The sequence below is a fragment of the Arthrobacter sp. MDT2-16 genome (assembly GCF_054510925.1).
Genome location: NZ_JBTNDP010000001.1, coordinates 906,868 through 926,267 on the forward strand (window position 1 = coordinate 906,868; position 19,400 = coordinate 926,267).

General features: G+C 70.3%; 20 protein-coding genes. 6 read left to right on the plus strand and 14 right to left on the minus strand.

Features of this window, described 5'->3' with window-relative positions:
* Positions 1-44: 44 nt before the first annotated feature.
* The 3 genes from ACX80N_RS04370 to ACX80N_RS04380 are packed head-to-tail and all read right to left on the minus strand — an operon-like array spanning position 45 to position 2,792.
* The gene (locus ACX80N_RS04370; RefSeq protein ID WP_459338423.1) at positions 45-1,220 is read right to left on the minus strand and encodes a histidinol-phosphate transaminase; all 1,176 of its coding nucleotides are present in this window, start codon (positions 1,218-1,220) and stop codon (positions 45-47) included.
* A 4-nt stretch (positions 1,221-1,224) separates the two neighbouring features.
* The gene (locus tag ACX80N_RS04375) at positions 1,225-2,502 is read right to left on the minus strand and encodes a hypothetical protein (RefSeq protein WP_459338424.1); all 1,278 of its coding nucleotides are present in this window, start codon (positions 2,500-2,502) and stop codon (positions 1,225-1,227) included.
* Positions 2,499-2,792, minus strand: a complete 294-nt coding sequence (locus ACX80N_RS04380) for a hypothetical protein (RefSeq protein WP_459338425.1) — start codon at positions 2,790-2,792, stop codon at positions 2,499-2,501. Before ACX80N_RS04380 ends, ACX80N_RS04375 begins: the two co-directional genes overlap by 4 nt.
* A gap of 134 nt (positions 2,793-2,926) precedes the next feature.
* On the opposite strand from ACX80N_RS04380, the gene purB reads away from it, so the two are divergent.
* Positions 2,927-4,357, plus strand: coding sequence for an adenylosuccinate lyase (purB, locus tag ACX80N_RS04385; protein ID WP_459338426.1), 1,431 nt, complete (start codon positions 2,927-2,929; stop codon positions 4,355-4,357).
* Positions 4,358-4,499: 142 nt separating this feature from the next.
* Positions 4,500-5,942, plus strand: a complete 1,443-nt coding sequence (locus ACX80N_RS04390) for a lipase maturation factor family protein (protein WP_459338427.1) — start codon at positions 4,500-4,502, stop codon at positions 5,940-5,942.
* Between the two features lie 9 nt (positions 5,943-5,951).
* Here ACX80N_RS04390 and ACX80N_RS04395 read toward each other — a convergent pair whose 3' ends face one another.
* The 5 genes from ACX80N_RS04395 to ACX80N_RS04415 form a co-directional block, all read right to left on the minus strand.
* Entirely contained in the window at positions 5,952-6,476 is a 525-nt protein-coding gene (locus ACX80N_RS04395) for a 2'-5' RNA ligase family protein (RefSeq protein ID WP_459338428.1), read from the minus strand.
* A 90-nt stretch (positions 6,477-6,566) separates the two neighbouring features.
* Complete coding sequence (locus ACX80N_RS04400) at positions 6,567-7,484, minus strand: FHA domain-containing protein (RefSeq protein WP_105032017.1); 918 nt, start codon at positions 7,482-7,484, stop codon at positions 6,567-6,569.
* Between the two features lie 15 nt (positions 7,485-7,499).
* A complete protein-coding gene (locus ACX80N_RS04405) occupies positions 7,500-7,745 on the minus strand; it encodes a hypothetical protein (RefSeq protein ID WP_105032018.1) in 246 nt (81 codons plus the stop codon).
* 141 nt (positions 7,746-7,886) lie between these two features.
* Positions 7,887-8,870 carry an aldo/keto reductase gene (locus tag ACX80N_RS04410; RefSeq protein ID WP_105032019.1) on the minus strand — a complete coding sequence of 328 codons (984 nt, stop codon included), beginning with the start codon at positions 8,868-8,870 and terminating at the stop codon, positions 7,887-7,889.
* A gap of 8 nt (positions 8,871-8,878) precedes the next feature.
* Positions 8,879-10,474 (minus strand): cryptochrome/photolyase family protein, encoded by a 1,596-nt coding sequence (locus ACX80N_RS04415; RefSeq protein WP_459338429.1) that lies wholly within the window; start codon positions 10,472-10,474, stop codon positions 8,879-8,881.
* Positions 10,475-10,607: 133 nt separating this feature from the next.
* Between ACX80N_RS04415 and ACX80N_RS04420 the strand changes: the two genes are divergently transcribed.
* Together ACX80N_RS04420 and ACX80N_RS04425 are read left to right on the plus strand one after the other, a co-directional pair.
* Positions 10,608-12,101, plus strand: a complete 1,494-nt coding sequence (locus tag ACX80N_RS04420; protein WP_459338430.1) for an FAD-dependent oxidoreductase — start codon at positions 10,608-10,610, stop codon at positions 12,099-12,101.
* A gap of 517 nt (positions 12,102-12,618) precedes the next feature.
* Positions 12,619-13,389 carry a hypothetical protein gene (locus ACX80N_RS04425; protein WP_459338431.1) on the plus strand — a complete coding sequence of 257 codons (771 nt, stop codon included), beginning with the start codon at positions 12,619-12,621 and terminating at the stop codon, positions 13,387-13,389.
* An 18-nt stretch (positions 13,390-13,407) separates the two neighbouring features.
* On the opposite strand, the gene ACX80N_RS04430 is transcribed toward ACX80N_RS04425, so the two are convergent.
* From ACX80N_RS04430 to ACX80N_RS04440, 3 genes are all read right to left on the minus strand, one after another.
* Positions 13,408-14,073 (minus strand): Pr6Pr family membrane protein, encoded by a 666-nt coding sequence (locus tag ACX80N_RS04430; protein WP_459338432.1) that lies wholly within the window; start codon positions 14,071-14,073, stop codon positions 13,408-13,410.
* Positions 14,070-14,489, minus strand: a complete 420-nt coding sequence (gene mscL / locus ACX80N_RS04435; RefSeq protein ID WP_459338433.1) for a large conductance mechanosensitive channel protein MscL — start codon at positions 14,487-14,489, stop codon at positions 14,070-14,072. Before mscL ends, ACX80N_RS04430 begins: the two co-directional genes overlap by 4 nt.
* Before the next feature lie 61 nt (positions 14,490-14,550).
* Positions 14,551-15,108 carry a TetR/AcrR family transcriptional regulator gene (locus ACX80N_RS04440; protein ID WP_105032025.1) on the minus strand — a complete coding sequence of 186 codons (558 nt, stop codon included), beginning with the start codon at positions 15,106-15,108 and terminating at the stop codon, positions 14,551-14,553.
* Between the two features lie 61 nt (positions 15,109-15,169).
* On the opposite strand from ACX80N_RS04440, the gene ACX80N_RS04445 reads away from it, so the two are divergent.
* Positions 15,170-16,747: an MFS transporter gene (locus ACX80N_RS04445; protein ID WP_459338434.1), complete on the plus strand. Its 1,578-nt coding sequence runs from the start codon at positions 15,170-15,172 to the stop codon at positions 16,745-16,747.
* A 96-nt stretch (positions 16,748-16,843) separates the two neighbouring features.
* On the opposite strand, the gene ACX80N_RS04450 is transcribed toward ACX80N_RS04445, so the two are convergent.
* The gene (locus ACX80N_RS04450) at positions 16,844-17,107 is read right to left on the minus strand and encodes a WGxxGxxG family protein (protein ID WP_205753604.1); all 264 of its coding nucleotides are present in this window, start codon (positions 17,105-17,107) and stop codon (positions 16,844-16,846) included.
* Positions 17,108-17,307: 200 nt separating this feature from the next.
* Between ACX80N_RS04450 and ACX80N_RS04455 the strand changes: the two genes are divergently transcribed.
* Positions 17,308-17,880 carry a GNAT family N-acetyltransferase gene (locus tag ACX80N_RS04455; protein ID WP_459338435.1) on the plus strand — a complete coding sequence of 191 codons (573 nt, stop codon included), beginning with the start codon at positions 17,308-17,310 and terminating at the stop codon, positions 17,878-17,880.
* A gap of 61 nt (positions 17,881-17,941) precedes the next feature.
* Here ACX80N_RS04455 and ACX80N_RS04460 read toward each other — a convergent pair whose 3' ends face one another.
* Both ACX80N_RS04460 and ACX80N_RS04465 read right to left on the minus strand, forming a co-directional pair.
* The gene (locus tag ACX80N_RS04460) at positions 17,942-18,511 is read right to left on the minus strand and encodes a TetR-like C-terminal domain-containing protein (protein ID WP_459338436.1); all 570 of its coding nucleotides are present in this window, start codon (positions 18,509-18,511) and stop codon (positions 17,942-17,944) included.
* Complete coding sequence (locus tag ACX80N_RS04465; protein WP_459338437.1) at positions 18,504-19,340, minus strand: alpha/beta fold hydrolase; 837 nt, start codon at positions 19,338-19,340, stop codon at positions 18,504-18,506. The genes ACX80N_RS04460 and ACX80N_RS04465 overlap by 8 nt, the downstream gene beginning before the upstream one ends.
* Positions 19,341-19,400: the final 60 nt, after the last annotated feature.

The window sequence follows — 19,400 nt, forward strand, 5'->3', positions numbered from 1 at the left end:
CCAAGACTAGCCAGCGCGCGTCCTCGGGCCTATTTAAGACGACCTCAGCCGGCGACCGGGCGGTGGCTGTACCCTCGGCACAGTTCCAGGAACCGGCTGTTCGCGGTCGGCTCGCCGATCGTCACGCGCACACCCTCTGCACCGAAGGCCCGCACCGACAGGGCCTGCTCCGCGGCCTTTGCGGCGAAGTCCTGCGTGTGGTCCCCCAGCGCCAGCCAGACGAAGTTCCCCTCCGCCGCCGGGACGGTCCAGCCGAGGTCCCGCAGCCCGTCCGCCACACGCGTGCGCTCGTCGACGATCGACTGCACCCGGGCGTCGACGTCGTCGATGTGCCGGAGGGACGCGACGGCGGCGTGTTCGGCCACCTGGGACACCGCGAACGGGACGGCGCTGACGCGCAGGTGCTCGGTGAGTTCCTGGCGGGCCACGGAGTAGCCCACCCGCAGGCCGGCGAGCCCATGGGCCTTCGAGAACGTGCGGAGGACGATGACGTTCGGGTGATCCCGGTAGAGGGCGATCCCGTCGACCGCCTCCGGGTGTCGGACGAACTCCTGGTACGCCTCGTCGATCACGACCACGACCTGCCGAGGCACCCGCTCCAGGAAGTTGACGACCTCGGTCCGCGTGAGGACGGGCCCGGTGGGGTTGTTGGGCGTGCAGAGCAGGATGATGCGCGTGCGGTCCGTGATCGCGGCCGCCATGGCATCGAGGTCGTGCCTCCCGTCCGGGAGGACAGGGACCTGCACACCGGCTGCGCCGGCGAGCCCGACGCTGATCGGATAGGCCTCGAAGGAGCGCCATGCGTAGACCACCTCGTCGGGAGCGTCGAAGTCGTTCTGCCCCGCGAAGGTGGCGAGGATCTGGTTCAGCGCACCGAGGCTGCCCGCACCGGTGACGATGTCGAGGGGCGGAACGCCGAGGTATCCGGCCAGTTCGGTCCGCAGCGCCGTCGTCATGGGGTCCGGGTACCGGTTGACCGAGGTCTCGGCCGCGATCGCCTCGAGGACCGCAGGAAGGGGCGGCAGCGGATTCTCGTTCGAGGACAGCTTGAAGCTCTCCAGTCCCTCCACCACCACCGGAGGCTTGCCGGCGGCGTAGCGCGGCAGCTTCCCGAGGACGCCGCGGGGCCGGACGCCGGCGGGACGGCCGGCCTCGCCGGATTCCTGGCCGGGGGGCGTCTGGTCCGAGGGCACGGCGGGAAGATCATCGATCGACGTCATGGGCTTAGCCTAGACCCGACCTCCCGGGCGCGCGCTGCGCCGGGAGCTCGGTGGCCCGTGCCTGACCGGGACGCCGGGTGGCCGCGAACGAGTAACGGCGGACCGTCCCGGCTGCGGCCGCCGTCGCGAGCAGGGCCGCTGCCGGCGCGAGGGAGGGGGCGTCGCTGGCATCCACCAGCCTCGCCCCGGCCGCGTAGTTCTGCAGCGTGTGCGCCTGCCCGAGACCGGCAGGCTCCTCGGAGCCGTCCTCCCGGCGGGCCGGCGCGGGTACCGGATTGCCGAGCACCACGGTGGTCCGGTGGCGGTCGTCGGCGTTGTGCATCGCATCGAACCGCGGCACCGTGTCGTCGCGATGCTCGAGATGGAGGTACTCGCCGGGCCCGGTGCGCTCCGTCCCGGTGGGAGTGCCGACCGTCACGACCAGCTGCACCTCGTAGCGGCTTCCCACCGCCTCGGATCCGGCCACGTTCATGGCGTGGAGGCCTCCCTGGCTGTAGCCCGCGACGATCAGCCCGTCCCCCTCCTGTGCCCCCGCCCGTTGGAGGGACTCCAGGACTGCTGCCTCGATGAAGCGGCTGTCCTCCCCGAACGCCTCGACGATCCCCCCCGCATCGAAGGGATTGCTCCCGGCCGTACCGTCGAGCGGCCCGGACTGCGTGCCGGGGAGGACGACGACGTAGACCGGGTCCTCGGCCGTTCCGGCTCGCAGCACCTCGAAGGTCCCTGGGTCCTCGTTCTCCACCGCGGCCAGGCGATCGACGACACCCGCGACGGTGCCGTCGAGGACCGCCGGACCCTCGTCCCCGGTGTGCAGTTCGATAGGACCGATACCGGCCGCACCCCGGCCGGAGGCCTCGTGGGCGATGAAACGCGCCACCGCCTCACTGCGGGAACGCACCGCCTCCGTCGCGGCGCGGGCCAGGTCATCGGCGAGATGGTAGGCCCGCAGGCTCCCGCCCAACCGCTCACTGGTGGAGTACAGCGCCCTGGAGTTGTCCGAGGCCGAGGCCCGTGCGGCCCCCAGATGGGCGGCGGCCGCCTGGTAGGAGGTTCCTGCTATCCCGTCGGCCGGCCGGAGGTGGGAGTACCGCCAGGGCAGCTCCTGGAAGTCGCGGTCGAGGTGCGCGATGGCGAAGGCGACGTCCACGGTGTCCGCCGCGAGCCGGTCGAGCAGCCGGGCGGCGTCCTCCAGCTCATCCCACTGGAACCGTGTGCCTCCCACTCCCCCGCCGATGCTCAGCAAGCCGTCGTCGCCCTGCAGCGGGAGGAGCCCGTCCGTCACAGCCCGGCCTGCTGCTGCAGTTCCGCCTCGCGCAGCAGGTGCTCGTAGAGGCCGAGGTCCCCCATGGTGGTTTCCAGCAGGTCGATGGTCCGGGTCAGCTCGGTGCACCGCTCGGCCAGATAGGCCCGGAAGGCGCCACCGGCGGGTGACTCCCAGGAGAGAACGGCCACCGACAGCGCACGGCGACGGATCTCGCGGAGCTGTTCTGCATGCCACCGCAGGGCCTCCCCGGTGGCGGCGACGGCCTGGCTGGCGGCCGCTCCGGGTTCGCACCGGCCTGCCGCATCCATCCGGCTGTCCATGCCCACCCTCTCCCCTGGCGTCCGTCCATGCTAGGAGGCTGCCGGACACGCCCAGGCGGCCCAGGCGGCTATGTGGACAGCGGCGTGGCGGGCGCCCAGCCGTGCCGTGGAATGATGGAGCCATGGCTGACTCCGCATCCTCCCGGGTTGAATTCGCTGCACTGTCCCGAGGGGAGGGGACGTCGCTCACCCTCGGTCCGCTCGACGGCCGGTACCGCGAGGCGGTCGCCCCACTCATCGATTTCCTCTCCGAGGCGGCACTCAACCGCGACCGCGTCCACGTGGAGGTCGAATGGCTGATCCACCTCACGCGCCATGCCGTGCTGCCCGGGACGGAGCCGCTCAGCGCGGAGCAGGAAGCCGGCCTCCGGGCCATCGTCACCGCCTTCGACGCCGACGCGGTAACGGAACTCGGCGAGATCGAGGCGGTCACCGTCCACGACGTGAAGGCCGTGGAGTACTACATCGGGCGGCGCCTGGAGGGTCTCGGTATCGGCCAACTGAAGCCCCTCGTCCATTTCGGCTGCACGTCGGAGGACATCAACAACCTCTCCTACGCCCTCGGCATCAGGGGGGCGATCGTCGAGACGTGGCTCCCGGCCGCACGCAGCCTCGTGGCGGCGATCGCCGACCTCGCGCGGACCGCGAGAGAGACCCCCATGCTCTCCCGCACCCACGGCCAGCCGGCCACGCCCACCACACTGGGCAAGGAGATGGCCGTCGTCGCGCACCGCCTGACCCGGCAGCTCGAGCGCATCGCGGCGACCGAGTTCCTCGGCAAGATCAACGGCGCCACCGGAACCTACGCCGCCCACTACGCCTCCGTTCCGCAGGTCGACTGGCAGGATGTCTCCCGCACCTTCGTGGAGGGCCTCGGGCTGACCTGGAACCCCCTGACCACGCAGATCGAGTCGCATGACTGGCAGGCGGAGCTGTATGCGGACGTGGCCCGCTTCAACCGGATCCTCCACAACTTCTGCACCGACGTGTGGAGCTACATCTCCATCGGTTACTTCGCCCAGATCCCGGTGGCGGGAGCCACCGGGTCCTCCACCATGCCCCACAAGGTGAACCCGATCCGCTTCGAGAACGCGGAGGCGAACCTGGAGATCTCCTCGGCGCTGCTCGATGTCCTGGCGTCGACCCTCGTCACCTCGCGCTGGCAGCGCGACCTGACGGACTCGTCGAGCCAGCGCAACATCGGTGTGGCCCTCGGCCACTCGCTGCTCGCCGTCTCCAACGTCGCGAAGGGCCTGGCCCGGCTCGACGTCGCCGAGGATGTCCTCGCGGCGGACCTCGACGGGAACTGGGAGGTGTTGGGCGAGGCGGTGCAGATGGTGATGCGCGCCGAGGCGATCGCGGGCGTGCCCGGCCTCGACGACCCGTACGAGCGGCTCAAGGACCTCACCCGCGGCCGCCGCGTGGACGCGGACCGCATGCGGGAGTTCGTCGGCAGCCTCGGACTCAGCGACGAGGCCGAACAGCGTCTGCTCGCGCTGACCCCGGCGCGCTACACCGGCATCGCTTCGCGCCTCGTGGACCACCTCGGCTGACCGGCCGCGCCGACGGCGGCACGCCGCGGCACGGCGGAACATCCCGGGCTGAGCCACCGGGCGACCGTTAGCAGGACGTGCCCGCCCGCGGCGCACGCATGCCTCCTTGACGCCATCCCGAGAGGAACACGACGCTGGAGGAATGGAGTGGTTGACCGCTGTCCTGACGGCTGAGGACTACGAGGTGGGCCGCCAGATCGTGCAGCGCGGAGTCGCTGCCGTGTACCTCGTGGCCTTCCTGTCGGCGGTGGCCCAGTTCCCCGCCCTCCTCGGCGAGAAGGGCCTGCTGCCCGTCCCGGTGTTCCTCACGCGGGTCGGGGACCGGGCCGGACCCTCGCTGTTCCGCCGGGGCTACTCCGACCGCCTGCTGCGCGTCGTCGCATGGTCGGGGGCGGTGATCTCCGCCCTGCTGGTCCTCGGGGTCCCGCAGGCCGGGCCGCCGTGGGTGCCGCTCGTGGCGTTCCTCGTCATCTGGTGGCTGTACACCTCGATCGTGAACGTGGGCCAGACGTTCTACGGGTTCGGGTGGGAGAGCCTCCTCCTCGAGGCCGGGTTCATCGTCGCGTTCCTCGGGTCGAACGAGGTGGCGCCACCCTTCCTGGTCCTGCTGATCATCCGCTGGCTCGTCTTCCGCCTCGAGTTCGGCGCGGGCATGATCAAGATGCGCGGTGACAGCTCGTGGCGCGATCTCACCGCCCTGTACTACCACCACGAGACCCAGCCGATGCCGAACCCAGCCAGCCGTTTCTTCCACCTGCTGCCCAAGCCCCTGCACCGCCTCGAGGTGGCGGGCAACCACGTCACCCAGCTCGTGGTGCCGTTCCTCCTCTTCGCCCCGCAGCCCGTCGCGGGGTTCGCGGCGCTCGTTATGATCGTGACGCAGGGCTGGCTGGTGCTGTCCGGCAACTTCGCGTGGCTCAACACGCTGACGATCATCCTGGCCTTCGGCGCGGTGCCCGATTCCTTCTACGAGGCGGTGTTCCCGGCGCTCGTGGTGTCCGGCACCTACGCGCCGACGCCGCTCTGGTTCACCGTCGTCGTCACCCTCGCGATGCTGCTCCTCGCCTACCTGAGCTGGCCGTCGCTGCTGAACCTGTTCGCCCGCCGGCAGCTGATGAACGCGAGCTTCAACCGCTGGCACCTCGGCAATGCGTACGGTGCGTTCGGCAGTGTCACGCAGGTCCGCTACGAGGTCATCGTGGAGGGAACGCTCGACGACGTCGGCTCCGGCGCGCAGTGGCGCGAGTACGAGTTCAAGGGCAAGCCCGGGGACCCGTCCCGGACGCCGCGCCAGTTCGCGCCCTATCACCTGCGGCTCGACTGGATGATGTGGTTCCTCGCCCTCGGGTCCGAGGGCGGCTGGTTCACACCGTTCCTGGTCAAGCTCCTGCAGGCGGACCCGCTGATCCTGAAGCTGCTGCGGAAGGACCCGTTCGACGGCGCCCGGCCCCGCTACGTCCGAGCGCGGATCTTCCTCTACCGCTTCACGACGCGGGAGGAGAAGCGGCGGACGGGCCTGGTATGGATCCGCGAGCCGCAGGGCGTGCTGGTCAACCCGGCATCACTGCGGGACGAAGCCCCCTGAGTCCGGGAACTAGCCGCCGCCGAGCAGGATCAGGCGCTTCTCCCTGGCGTCCCACCGCCGCACCACGCCCGTGACCAGCCGCTCGGGAGGCCGGTTCCGCAGGAGGTCCAGCGCCGAGGCCAATTGCTCCGCCGTGAGGCCGTGGCCGAGGGTGATGTGCGGTGTCCACGCCCCGCGGACCGTGGTGGGCACCGCATCCGGGACGCCGTCGAGGGCCTGCCAGATGCGGCGGTGCAGGTCCGTCAGAGCGTCGTGGGCCACCACCTGACGGGCGAGCACGAACTTCCGCCGCGTCGGGAACACGAGGAAGCCCGCCGTCACCAGGTCCAGCGTGTCCCCCTCCGCAGCGGCCGTCAGATCGGCGTCGTAGCGGTCGTCGATCCGCGCGGCAGCCGCGAGGGTGATGTGCGGCGCGTTGCTGAAGGACTGGTGCTGCGACTGGTTGGGCAGACCCGCGGCGTCCAGCACGGCCCAGTCCTCGAGCAGGAACGCCTCCGACGCCGGGGCCAGCAGGAGTTCGACGTCATCGGCCATGCCTGACGCGCCCTCCTGCCGGTCCCGACGACAGATCCGACGAGGGATCCGACGACGGGTCCTGCGGCCGCTCTCCCGCCTGCACCCGGATCAGCGTGGCTGCCGCCGGAAGTCCCCGACGCCCTCCGAGCCGTCCACCTCGGTGACACCGGTCCGGGGGTTGCGCTGCGGACGCTGATAGGACAGCTCGCCCCCGTTGCGACCACCGAACGGCCGACCGTGGTCCGCGTACTCCTCACGGAAGAAGGCCAGTGCCCACCCGCCGAGCTGCACGCGGGCACCGGTGCGGAGGACGGCCGGTTCCCTGCCGCTGACGCTGCCCGTGATCGGGCCATGGGGAACGATCACGTACTCGTCGTCCTCGGTGTGGAGGACCTCCGCGTGGAGATCCTCCAGACCGGGAAGGGCGAGCATCGCGTCCTCGGCGCTGCCGATCGTGGTGCGGTCCGCCACGAGTTCGAACTCCCGCGGCACCTGACCGTTCCAGACCTGCGAGTTCTGCACGAAGATCAGCCGCGGACGGCCCCCACCGCGCACGTAGTGCGTCGTCGTGATGGTCCGCTTGATACGCCGGTTGACCGTCGGCACCAGGGGAAACGGCGTGGACGGCGGGACGAGCGACGGCGAATCGCCCTTCTCGAGCGCTCGCCGACCGATGCCGAGCAGCGGCGCGAGCGTCCCCGGGGCACCGAGCCGGATGTGCGGGGAGCGGGTGATCAGCCGCTGCGCCATGGAGGGCTCCACCGCGCCGAGACCGACGAGCAGCCCCCGCGGGCCGGAGACCGACACGGCGAGTCCGCGCTGCGCGAGCGCCTTGGCGAAGCTACGCACCTGCCCGATGCTGGGCAGGTTGTTGCCGCGGAAGGCTGCTGGGTCATCGATGAAGATCTCGACCGCCGTACCGGCCGCCTTCACGGTGCCGGAGAGCCGTGCCTCCGGTGTCCCGTCGGTAGCCGGTTCCCTGAGTGAGAAGTCGATGTCGATGTCGAACCTGAGTGACGAGGCCATGTCGGTCGGGGCGGTTCAGCCCTGGGGTGTTCCGGCGGCGTTGTCACTCGTGGTGATGCGGAGCGTCCCGTCGAACTTCCAGACGGCACGCGGGGCATCCGGGCCGATGTCCCGAGGAACCTCGATCGTCATGTCCTGGAGCGTGTAGTTGATGGCGGCGCCCCGGCCGGTGAGGTAGGACCACATCTCCTCGGCGAGGTCGGTCCAGTCGCGGATGGTGTGGGTCTCGCCCACGGCAGCGCCTGAGGTGTTCTCAGTCATGTCGGTTCCTTCGCTGGTGATTCAACGATGGCAGACGTCCTCTGACTTCCGTCTGACTTGGGTACAGCACACCCTAGCCGAGGCCCGGGGCTGCCGGAACCCGCCCGGGAAGGGCGGATTCCGGCAGGCTCCGCGGTCAGGTCACCACTGCGGGTGGACGGTGGCCCTGAAGTGGCGGTCGTAGATCCCGGCGACGGCGGCGCTGATCCCGGCACCGAGGCCGGTGTGCTCCGCGGCGGCGGCATTGGCACGCGCCTGCTCCGGGTTGCGTGCTCCCGGGATGACGGTGCTGACGCCGTCCTGAGCGATGATCCAGGCGAGGGCGGCCTGCGCCGTGGTGACGCCTTCCGGCACCAGGTCGGCGAACTGGCGGGCCGCTTCCAGCCCGGTCTCGTAGTCGACGCCGGAGAAGGTCTCGCCGACGTCGAACGCGGCGCCGTTGCGGTTGTAGTTGCGGTGATCGTTCTCCGCGAAGGCGGTGTCCTTCGTGTACTTGCCGGAGAGCAGCCCGGAGGCGAGGGGGACGCGCGCGATGATGCCGACGCCGGCGTCCTTCGCCGCGGGCAGCACCTCGTCGAGCGGCTTGAGGCGGAAGGCGTTCAGGATGATCTGCACGCTGGCGGTGTTGCCCCGGGCGATGGCGGCGAGGGCCTCGTCGGTGCGCTCCACGCTGACGCCGTAGTTGCGGATGACGCCGTCGCCGACGAGCGTGTCGAGGGCGTCGTAGACCTCGTCGGAGCTGTACACGGCGGTCGGCGGGCAGTGCAACTGCACGAGGTCGAGGGAGTCCACCCCGAGGTTGGTCCGCGACCGGTCGATCCACTGGCGGAAGTTCGCGAGCGTGTAGTTCTCGGGGGTCTGGTCCACGCGGCGGCCCATCTTGGTGCCCACGAGGATGTCGAGACCCGGGTTGTCCGCGAGGAACCGGCCGATCGTCGTCTCGCTCCGCCCGTCACCGTAGACGTCCGCCGTGTCGAAGAAGGTCACGCCCGCTTCGACGGCGGCGTCGAGGACGGCGACGGCGTCCTTGTCCTCCACCTCGCCCCAGTCCGCGCCGAGCTGCCAGGTGCCGAGGCCGACGACAGAGACGGGACGGCCGGTTCTTCCGAGAATTCGTTGTTCCATGGTTCCGACTATAGGCCGGGGAGCGTGGCCTGGGTCACCGGCGCCTCCGGCGTCGGACGCTCCTCCAGCGGCGCCCGCGCCTCCAGGGGTGTGCGCTCCTCCGAGTGGGCCGGGCGGTACCCGTCCACCGACGTCGACCCCTTGCCGGGGATCCACCGGGCGGCCTCGTGCTGCAGGTCCCTCCGCCGCTCGGCGTCCATGCGGTCGAGGAGCACCACGACCATGTTCGACCGCGGGTTGCGGGCGAACAGATCCCGGTGGTCCCGGACGAATTCCCAGTACAGCGCGTCCCAGCTGAACCGCCAGGGGCCGTCCCTGAAGTCGCTCATCTTCTTGATGTAGTTGCTGCCGCTGACATAGGGCTTGGTGGTGATCATGGTGCCGGCCGCGTACTGGCTCATGGCGTAGACGTTGGGCACCATCACCCAGTCGTAGGCGTCGATGAACATCTCCATGAACCACTCGTAGACGGCATCCGGCTTGGCCCGCATCAGCAGGGCCGCGTTCCCGAGGATCATGAGGCGCTCGATGTGGTGGGCGTACGCGGTGTCGAGGACGCGCGTGATCACGGAGTCCACCGGTTCCAGCCCGGTGTCGCCTGTCCACCACCGCTCGTCGAGGTCCGCGGTGAGGTTCAGTGTGTTGCCGATGCGCATCTCCCGCCCGCGAAGCACGTAGGACGCGCGGATGTACTCGCGCCAGCCGATGACCTGGCGGATGAAGCCCTCCACGCTGGCGATCGCCGTCCCGTGGCGTTCGGCGAAGTCGAGCGCGAGGTCCACCACCTCGGCGGGGCTGAGCAGGCCGGTGTTCATGCTGGAACTCAGGGCAGAGTGGAACAGGTACGTCTGGCCGACGGCGATAGCGTCCTCGTAGGGGCCGAAGAGCTCGAAGCGCTCCGTGAGGAACGCCTCCAGGGCGTCGGATGCCTGGCGGTGGGTGACGGGCCAGTTGAAGGATTCGGCGTTGCCCGGGTTGTCCGGGAAGGCGGACCGGACCCAGACGATGGCGTCCTCGACCTCGGCGGGCCGGTCGAACTCGGGCAGGTCCGGCAGGTCCAGCTTCTTCGGCAGCTTCTTGCGGTTCTCGGCGTCGAAACTCCACTTCCCGCCCGTCGGGGATCCCTCGGGTTCCACCAGGATCCCGAGCCGCTTGCGCTGCCACTCGTAGAAGGTCTGCATGCGCCAGTTATGGGAGGAGAAGTAGCTGGCGATCAGCTCCCGCGACGTGAGGAACTGCGGCGTCTCCAGGACGCGGGCCTCGACCCCCGCATCGGCCAGCGTCCTGGTGAGCCGCCGCTCGAGCCAGTCGTCGACGACGTCGTAGTAGGTGACGAGGGTCGCCTCGCGGTCGGCGAGCACGGCGGCCAGGCGCTCCTGGCTCGTGTGTTCGGCGGAGGTCTCCACGTAGTCGAGGCTGTAACCCGCCTCCTCGACCCTGCGCATGAAGAGGGTCATGCCGGCGCGGTGCAGCACGAGCTTCTGCTGGTGGAACCGCAGGCTGCGGAAGAGGAGGTCGTCCTCGAGGAACACGAAGTGCGTGTCGCGGGAGGCCTCGAGGTGCTCCTCGAACAGTTGGTGCGGCAGGACGAGTCGAATGTGCACCGGGGCGCCTTCCTGGAGGAGACAGTCGTCGCTGGCCACCTTAGTGCCCGCCTCGGACACGGCGGCGGGCGCTTGACTGTAAGCAGGCTTAGTGGTTGCGTGGGAGCATCGTTCGGCTCCTGAGAGGACCACCGTGAGATCGCTCTGGCTCGACACCGCCCCGCCCATCCCGTCCGACGCCCTGCAGGACGGTGCAACGTACGACTCCGTGGTGGTGGGAGCCGGGCTCACGGGCCTGACGACGGCGCTGCTCCTGGCGAGGGCGGGCCACCGCGTGGCGGTCCTCGAGGCCCGGACCGCCGGAGCGGTGACCACGGGCAACACCACGGCCAAGCTCTCCCTGCTGCAGGGCACGAGCATCTCCACCATCCTCAAGCACCACGACGCCGAACTGGCCCGGGCCTACGTGACCGGCAACCGGGAGGGTCAGAGCTGGCTCCTGCGCTTCTGCGACGAGCACGGCGTCGGTTACGAGAAGCGGGACGCCGTCGACTATGCGACCACCGACACCGGTGCGCGGAAGCTCGTCTCCGAGCACGATGCCTGCACGGAGGCGGGCCTCGCGACCGAACTCGGCAACGCGGCGGCGCTCCCCTTCCCGGTACGGAAGACCCTGCGGCTGAAGGACCAGGCGCAGTTCCACCCGCTCGAGGTCCTGGCAGGGCTCGCGTCCGAGTTCCGCCGGCACGGCGGCGCACTGATCGAGGGCGTGCGGGTCGAGGGCGTCGCGAAGGCTCGCGTGGGGGCCGACGGCGTCGAACTGAGGACCAGCGCGGGCGCGGTGACGGCGTCGAACGTGGTGCTCGCCACGGGCATCCCGATCCTCGACCGCGGCGGCTACTTCGCCGTGCTGCAGCCCATGCGCTCCTACTGCGTGGCGCTCACGGTGGACGATGACATCCCGGAGGACATGTACCTCAGCGCCGACTCCCCCACCCGGTCCCTGCGCACCGCGACCGTGGACGGCACGAAGTACCTGATCGTCGGCGGCAACGGACACAAGGTCGGCCACAGCTCCAACACGCAGGCCCGGGTGGACGACCTCACGCGCTGGGCGCAGGAGTACTTCCCGACGGCGCGACCCGCGTACGCGTGGTCCGCCCAGGACTACACCCCCGCCGCGGCCGTCCCCTACGTGGGCAAGGTCCCGGCCGGCGGCGGGCACATCTACGCCGCGACCGGCTACAACAAGTGGGGCATGACCAACGCCGTCGCCGCATCCCTGGCCCTGGCAGCGGAGATCCTGGGCGGCAACATGCCATGGGCCGAGACGCTCTACCGCACGAAGGTCAGTCCGGCCGACGCCCTCCAGACGGCGCAGGCGAACGCCGTGGTGGGCATGGAGATGGTCACCGGCTGGCTCTCGGGGCTCGCGAAGACGGCGTCGTCGGCGCCCGGCGAGGGCGAGGGTCGCGTGATCCGCGAGGGGGCACGGCCCATCGGCGTGTGCACCGTCGACGGCGTGCAGCACCGCGTCTCGGCCGTCTGCCCGCATCTGAAGGGGATCCTCAACTGGAACGACGCCGAGCGGTCGTGGGACTGCCCGCTGCACGGTTCACGGTTCACCGCGGACGGGAAGCTGCTGGAGGGGCCGTCGACGTCGGACCTGGCGGACACCCGGCGGTAGGCCGGCGCGTCCCGGCCCGGTCGATGGCGGGCCGGGAGTGACGCACCCACCGTGCCGGTCCGGATACCCGGGATCGGCACGCAGGCTGCCACTGCAGCGCGCAGGGATCAGCGTCATCCGGACTCGTCCAAACTGATGCGCCCGCGGTCGCGATGTTGCAGACCGTCACAGTGAGGCCGCCGGCCCGTCCGAGCCCTGTCGGCTCGGTCCGGGCGTCCTGAGGTCCCGGGCGGATCCGCAGCCGGCGGGGCAGGCATCAGCAGTTCGACGAGCCCCGGAAGGGGACACTGCGGAGCAGGCCCGGGGCGGCCGGATCCCTGTCTGCGGGAACTTCCTGCCTCGGCGGGGGAGTTAAACCATCGGCTGCCTCATCCCGACTGGTGGCGCAGCGCTTCACCGGCCCGGGAGGGATGCATCAGCAGGAACGTGATCATCGGGGCCGGAGTCCCGAAGCCGCCGGCACTCAGCCGTGCCGGGGCGGGCGCCCTCGGATCACCCGCCCACATCAGCCTGCCTCGTGACAGCTGACCAGGCACGGCAGAGCCGGCGACATCGTCCGCTCCGGCTCCTCCTGGGTGTCCTCCTGCTCGGAGTACTCGCAGCGGTGGTGGTCCTCCTCGGGCCAGGCATGCTCGGCACCCTGCGCACCGAGGGCGGCTTCCTGCCGGGTGGCCCGGAGTGCACGGTCGCGACGACCGACGCAGTGGTGGGCCTCGATCGCTCCGAGGCGAAGCTGGCCGCCACGGCCGTGGCGCTTGCGGCCCGCGGCGTGGAAGCCCCCGACACCTCCGGCATCGACGACGCGGTGTTGCGACAACTGGCCGACGGACCGGCCGACGACGCAGGTCCCACTCTGAGCTGCCGGGGATCAGCGGCCACGGACCTGCTGCTGGAACAGCTCACCGCCAGCGGCCTGACACCGCGTGCCGAGCAGGTGCGCTCGGAGTTGACCGAGGTGTTCGGCGACCAGAGCCTGGGCGGGTTCGCGCCCGGAGGTGTCGGCCAGGGGCACGGAGGAGACTCGACGCACTACGACGGCCGCGCCATCGACGTCTTCTTCCGCCCCGTGACCGAGGAGAACCGTCGCGAGGGGTGGATGCTCGCCCACTGGCTGGTCGCCCACGCCGAGGACCTCGACATCCAGTACGTGATCTTCGACGACCGGTTCTGGAGCGCGCACCTCCCGCGAGGGCAATGGCACCGCTACGACGCCCCTGCCCCGGCCAACGAGATCCTGCGGCACCTCGACCACGTCCACGTGGACGTCCTGGGTGGAGACGCCGACTGACGCAGGGTCGCCGGCCGGTCAGGCCCGGCTGCGCCGGACTCCTGCCACGAGCCCTCCCACGGCCGTGGACCGGCTGATGAGGATGACCAGGGCGCCGAAACCGGCGATCGCCACCGCGATACCGACGACGTACAGCAGCACCGAGGCATAACCGGACGCGGGATCGAGGAACGGGTACGGCACCCAGCCATCGGTGGCACCCCGCAGGAGCACCACCAGGATCCAGACCACCGGATAGGCGACGATCAGCCGGATGACGCGATAGGACAGTCGGCGGCGGTCACTCGTGACCACCCAGTCCACGACGGCGTAGATCGGGAACGCCACGTGCAGCACCCAGTTGGCCCAGGGCAGCTCGACTCCCCCGGCAAGCCCGGCGAGCAGCAGGTTGTAGACCACGCCCACGACCAGCATGTACGTCGTCACGACGGCCCTGAGCGGCGTGAGCCACTCCGGCCCGGCGCTCCCCCGCAGTTGCAGGGCAGCCGCGAGGAGCAGCACCAGGGCCGCGGCGATATTGCTCTGCATCGTGAAGAAACCGAAGAAGTTGAACGGGTTCACCGGTCCGCGCGAGGCCGTGTCGAAGAAGGTGGCGGCGACGGCTACGAGCACGACGACGGCCACCGCGCCGCGCACGGCAGGGCGCAGCGGGACGCGCTGCACACCCGGCACCGGTCCGGTCATCGCCGGGCTTCCCGCGCCGCCATCTCCTTCAGCAGGTCCCGCATCTCGGTGAGGAGCGCCGTGTCGACGGGCACGGGTTCCTCGGTGACACCCTGTGCAGCGGCGTGGGCGCGCAGGCGTGCACTGGCGCGGTTCATGGGCACCACGAAGAGGAAGTAGACCACGGCTGCGGTGATGAGGAACGTGACCAGGGCGGTGATGACCGCGCCCACGTCCACGAACGTGGCGTCGTTGCCCGGCCGGACCGGGAACCCGTAGCCGGTGGCATCGACACCGCCCGCCGAGGCGATGATCGGGTTGATGATGTTCGCGGTGAACGCACCGACGAGCGCCGTGAAGGCACTGCCGATGACGACGGCGATCGACAGTTCGATGACGTTGCCGCGCAGGATGAAGTCACGGAAGCCTTTGATCATGAGGTCCTCTCGGGGTCGGGTGGCGGTCGGCGCGGGCCGAAGGGGGCAGGGTCGCGTGCGGTCAGGAGGTCGCCGGCGCTTTCCCCTGACGGGAGACGATCAGGTCGACGACGTCGAGCAGTTCGTCGATCTCACCGCGGCTGGTGCGTCCGGCACCGTCCGTGGCGAAGAAGGCGGCGTCGTAGTACAGGCCGTCGCCGAGCAGCTTGACAGCGCGTGCGGCGGTGCGGTCGCCGAGCTGCGCCTGGAGCGTGTCGAGCCAGCCCTCCTGGATCTCGGCGAGCGAGGATTTCGCCGTCGGGTGGCCCTGCTGGGCGAGCCGCGCCATGGAGACGAGCGCGCGGTCGAGGGCGCTGTCCTCGAAGACCGAGGTGCGCACGTAGTAGCGCGCGGCGCCGTCCTCCGCTGAGGCCATCGCCTCGCGGTCCCGGTCGGCGAGTCCGCGGAGGCGGTCTGCGAGGCCGTCCACGAGGGCCTCCTTCGAGGGGAAGTGGTAGAGCAGTCCGCCCTTGGAGACATCGGCTGCGGCGGCGACGGCCTCCATGGTGGCCGCCCGCTCGCCGTCTCGGATCAACGCGTTTTCGAAGCTGTCGAGGATGCGCTCGCGGGAACTGGACACCCGCTCATGATACCGGTCACGTTTCTTGTACTGTACCGGCTGGACGGTATAGCCTCGATGCATGACCACTACACCCTCCGCTTCCGCACGTGTGTCCGAGGTGAACCCGCGTGCCGTTCAGCCCTCCTCCCCTTCCCTTGCCGGTCGCCGCGAGTGGTTCGCCCTCGCCGTGCTGATGCTGCCGGTGTTGCTGGTCTCGGTGGACAACACCGTACTGAGCTTCGCCCTGCCGGAGATCTCCCGCCATTTCGCCACGAGCGGCACCATGCTGCTCTGGATCGTGGACAGCTACCCCCTGGTCCTCGCGGGACTCCTCGTCGCGATGGGTAGCTTCGGTGACCGCTTCGGCCGTCGCCGCCTGCTCATCATCGGCGCGGCAGGATTCGCCCTGTTCTCCGTCGCAGCCGCCTTCGCCCCGACCGCCGGCTTCCTCCTCGCCTCCCGTGTGGGGCTCGGTGTCTTCGGCGCCATGCTCATGCCCTCCACGCTCTCGCTCATCCGCAACATCTTCATCGACCGCAACCAGCGCCGGATAGCCATCGCCGTCTGGGCGGCCGGCTTCTCGGCCGGTGCGGCGCTCGGGCCCCTGCTCGGCGGTCTGCTGCTCGAGCACTTCTGGTGGGGCTCCGTCTTCCTGCTCGCGGTCCCCGTGCTCGTGCTCATGCTCGTGCTGACCCCCGTCGTCGTCCCCGAGTCGAAGGACGGCAACCCGGGACGCGTGGACTACGTGAGCATCATCCTGTCCATCGGGACGATGCTGCCGGTGGTCTACGCCATCAAGAACCTCGCCAAGGGCGGGCCGCTGCTGGTCTCCGTGACCGCCGCATTCATCGGTGTCGCCGCCGGCACGGTGTTCGTGATGCGCCAGCTGCAGCGGCGCGACCCCATGCTCGACGTGCGCCTGTTCACGGTGCGCGCCTTCAGCGGCGCTGTCCTGGTGAACCTGCTCGCGATCTTCTCGCTCGTGGGGTTCCTGTTCTTCGTGTCCCAGCACCTGCAGCTCGTCCTCGGTCACACACCGCTCGACGCCGGACTCGTGCTGCTGCCGGGCCTCCTGATGACGATCATCGCGGGCCTCGCCGTCGTGCCGCTCGCCCGACGCCTGCCGCCGCACGTCGTCGTGTCGGTCTCGCTGCTCTTCTCCGCAGTCGCCTACTCGATGATCGCCCTGCTCGGGGGGGGCGGGTCCGCAGGATTCCTCATGATCGCCTTCGTCATCCTCGGCGTCGGCGTCGGGGCGTCGGAGACGGTGTCCAACGACCTCATCCTGTCCACCGTTCCCGCAGCGAAGGCCGGAGCCGCGTCCGCGGTCTCCGAGACCGCCTACGAGGTGGGGTCCGTGCTGGGCACCGCCGTGCTGGGGAGCATCCTCCTGGCGTCGTACCAGCGGAACCTGGTGCTCCCCGCCGGACTGAGCGGTACGCAGGCGGACTCCTCCACCGAGACCCTCGGCGGTGCGGTGGAGGTGGCCACGCAGCTCGGCCCCACCAGCGCGTCCCTCCTCCGTGACTCCGCGTTCCACGCGTTCGACAGCGGCGTGACGGTCACGGCCGGCATCGCGGCCCTGCTCATGGTCGGCGCCTCGGCCCTCGCCGCGTGGAGCCTGCGGAGCACGACGGCGGCGCCGGTCGACCACTAGGCCGCACCAGCACCACAAAGGGTCCGCTCCTTCGAGGAACGGACCCTTTGCCTGTTCTGACGGGCACGGCCCGCGGGCCGTGCCCGGAAGCAGGGCCTAGTGGCCGGGGCGGTTCGGATCGTTCACGCTCGAGGAGCCGTTGACCCGGTGGTCCACGTGCTCCTTCTTGTTCTTCTTGAGGAGGCCCGCCAGACCCAGGAGCCCGAGGAGGCCCCACAGGCCCGCATCGCCGTTGCCCTCTTCGCTCTGCTGGGTCTGCTCCGTGGCGGGAGCCGTCTCTTCAGCGGCGGTGGACGGGGCTGCCACGCCCATCAGTACGGCGAGGGACAGGGCTGCGGTGGCTGCGCTCTTGCGAATCATGACGTTCCTTAGGTAGGGGAAGGCTCCTGGTGGAAGCCAGACCATCAGCCTACTTACTATTCGGCGGTCCATCTGCCCGGATGGGTGGTCGCCACATGCTTGCCGGGACCGAGCAGCACGGGGTACGCGCGCAGGCGCAGTCGCCCGACCCGGGCCGGCGGGGCGTTGTCCACCGGGCGGGAGGATGGAACAGTAGGGCCATGGTGATCGAGGTGCGTCCGGCCACGGTGTTCGCCGACGTCGCGGCCGTCGTGGGCCCGAAGCGAGCCGACGCGAACGTCTGCTGGTGCCTCAGCTACCGCATCCCGGCGAAGGAGAACGCGGCCCTTGCCGGTCCGGACCGTGGCGACCTCGTGCGACGCCTGTGCCGCCAGGATCCGCCGCCCGGCGTCCTCGCGTACGACGGCGACGACGTGGTGGGGTGGGCCGCGGTCCATCCCCGTGCCGATACGAGCTTCGCCCGCAACCGCAGGATCCCGCATGTCGACGACGCCGCCGTATGGTCGGTGTGGTGCATCCGCGTACGGCCCGGGCATCGCGGGAAGGGCATCTCGCACCATCTGCTCGCGGGCGCCGTGGACTTCGCGCGCTCCTACGACGCACCGGCGATCGAGGGGTACCCCGTGGACAACGGGAACCGGAAGGTCGACCTGACCATGGCCTACGTGGGCACGCGGAAGCTCTTCGACCGGGCCGGCTTCGCGAAAGCGGCCGACACCACCTCGGTGGTCAACGGGTTCCCCCGCATCCTCATGCGGCTCGAGCTGGCCTGATCCGGTGCGCGCAGGGTGCGGCCGTCGGGCTACTGCCCGCCGGACCGACGGCGAGCCGCCGTCAGGGCCGCGACCACGAGGACAGCGCCGTGGCGACGCTCTCGACGAGCCGGGAGAAGCTGCGCTCCTGACTGACCGGCAGCGCGAAGGCCCCGCCCGTCTCGAGCGCCACGAATCCGTGTAGGGCGGACCTGAGGAAGCGCGTCGCATCGACGGCGTCGCTTCCGCTCAGGTCGTAGCCGGCGAGCACGCTGAAGATGATCTCGACGAGGGCCCTGGATGCCTCCTCGTCCGCGGCGTCGCCCGGCACGGGGGCGCGGATGCTCAGCGGGTACTGGCCCGGATGCCCGAGCGCCCAGGTGCGGTAGGCGACGGCGACGGCCGCGATGGCATCGTCCCGGGAGCGTCCGACGGCGGCCTGGCCGAGGGCCCGCGCAAGGTCCTCCTTCGCGCGGACGACGAGGGCGCGCTCGAGCCCGGGCATGCCCTCGATGTGCTTGTACAGGGACGGTGCGCGGACGCCCAGGCTCTCGGCGAGCGCCGCCAGGCTCAGCGCGCCGGCTCCGGGATCGTCGATCAGGTGCGCGGCCCGCTCGACGACGGCGGCGGTATTCAGACCGGCCCTAGGCATGGCGTCCGAGCGTACGGAGGAACCCGACGATCGCAGTGGAGGTCTGCTCGGGCTGTTGTGATTGCGGGTAGTGGCCGGCGTCCCCGATCATGACCGACGACCCGCCCAGGGCGTCAGCGATCCAGGTGGCCTCCGCCTGCGGATCCGGGAAATCGGGATCCTTGTCCCCCATGACCACGAGCGTGGGCGCCTGGACCGCCGCCAGGCTCTCGCCGGCGCGGACGTGGTCGGTATGGGTGGTCAGGCTGAACGCCTGGGCATAGCCCGGCCGTCGAAGCGCGGCGACCACCGCCCTCCGGTACTCGGGGAAGTCCACCGGCTTCCGGCCGGCATGGAGCTTCGGCAGGTAGGCGTTCCACACGGACGCGGCCCAGGGGCGGGCCATTATCACCCGGAAGAGCAGGCGCTGGAGGGCTCCGACCGAGGAGGGGTCACGTACGAAGGGGCCGATGAGCACGAGGCCCTCCACGAGGGCGGGATGCTCGGCCGCGACGATCACGGCCGCTCCGGCGGCCATGGAATTGCCCACGACGACGGCGGGCACCGCGAGCTCGCGGAGCAGCATCGTGATGTCGGAGGCCGTCTCGACGTCTCCGTAGGACCCGAACGAGGCGCTGCTGTCGCCGTGGCCGCGGAGGTCGACCGTCGCCACCCGGTAGCCGGCATCGACGAGGGCAGGAGCGAGGAAGCGGTACGAGGAGCGCAGCTCCCCCATGCCGGGGACCAGCAGGACGAGCGGACCCGTGCCCTGGAGGTCGTAGGCGAGAGTGCCACCGGGGACGGTCAGCTGCAGGGTGCCGGGCTGGGAGAGGAATCGCTGGTGCGTCATGAAGCTACTGTAGTTAGCTTTTGAGCTATTGGCAATAGCTTCTCGATGCGTTGAGCGAAC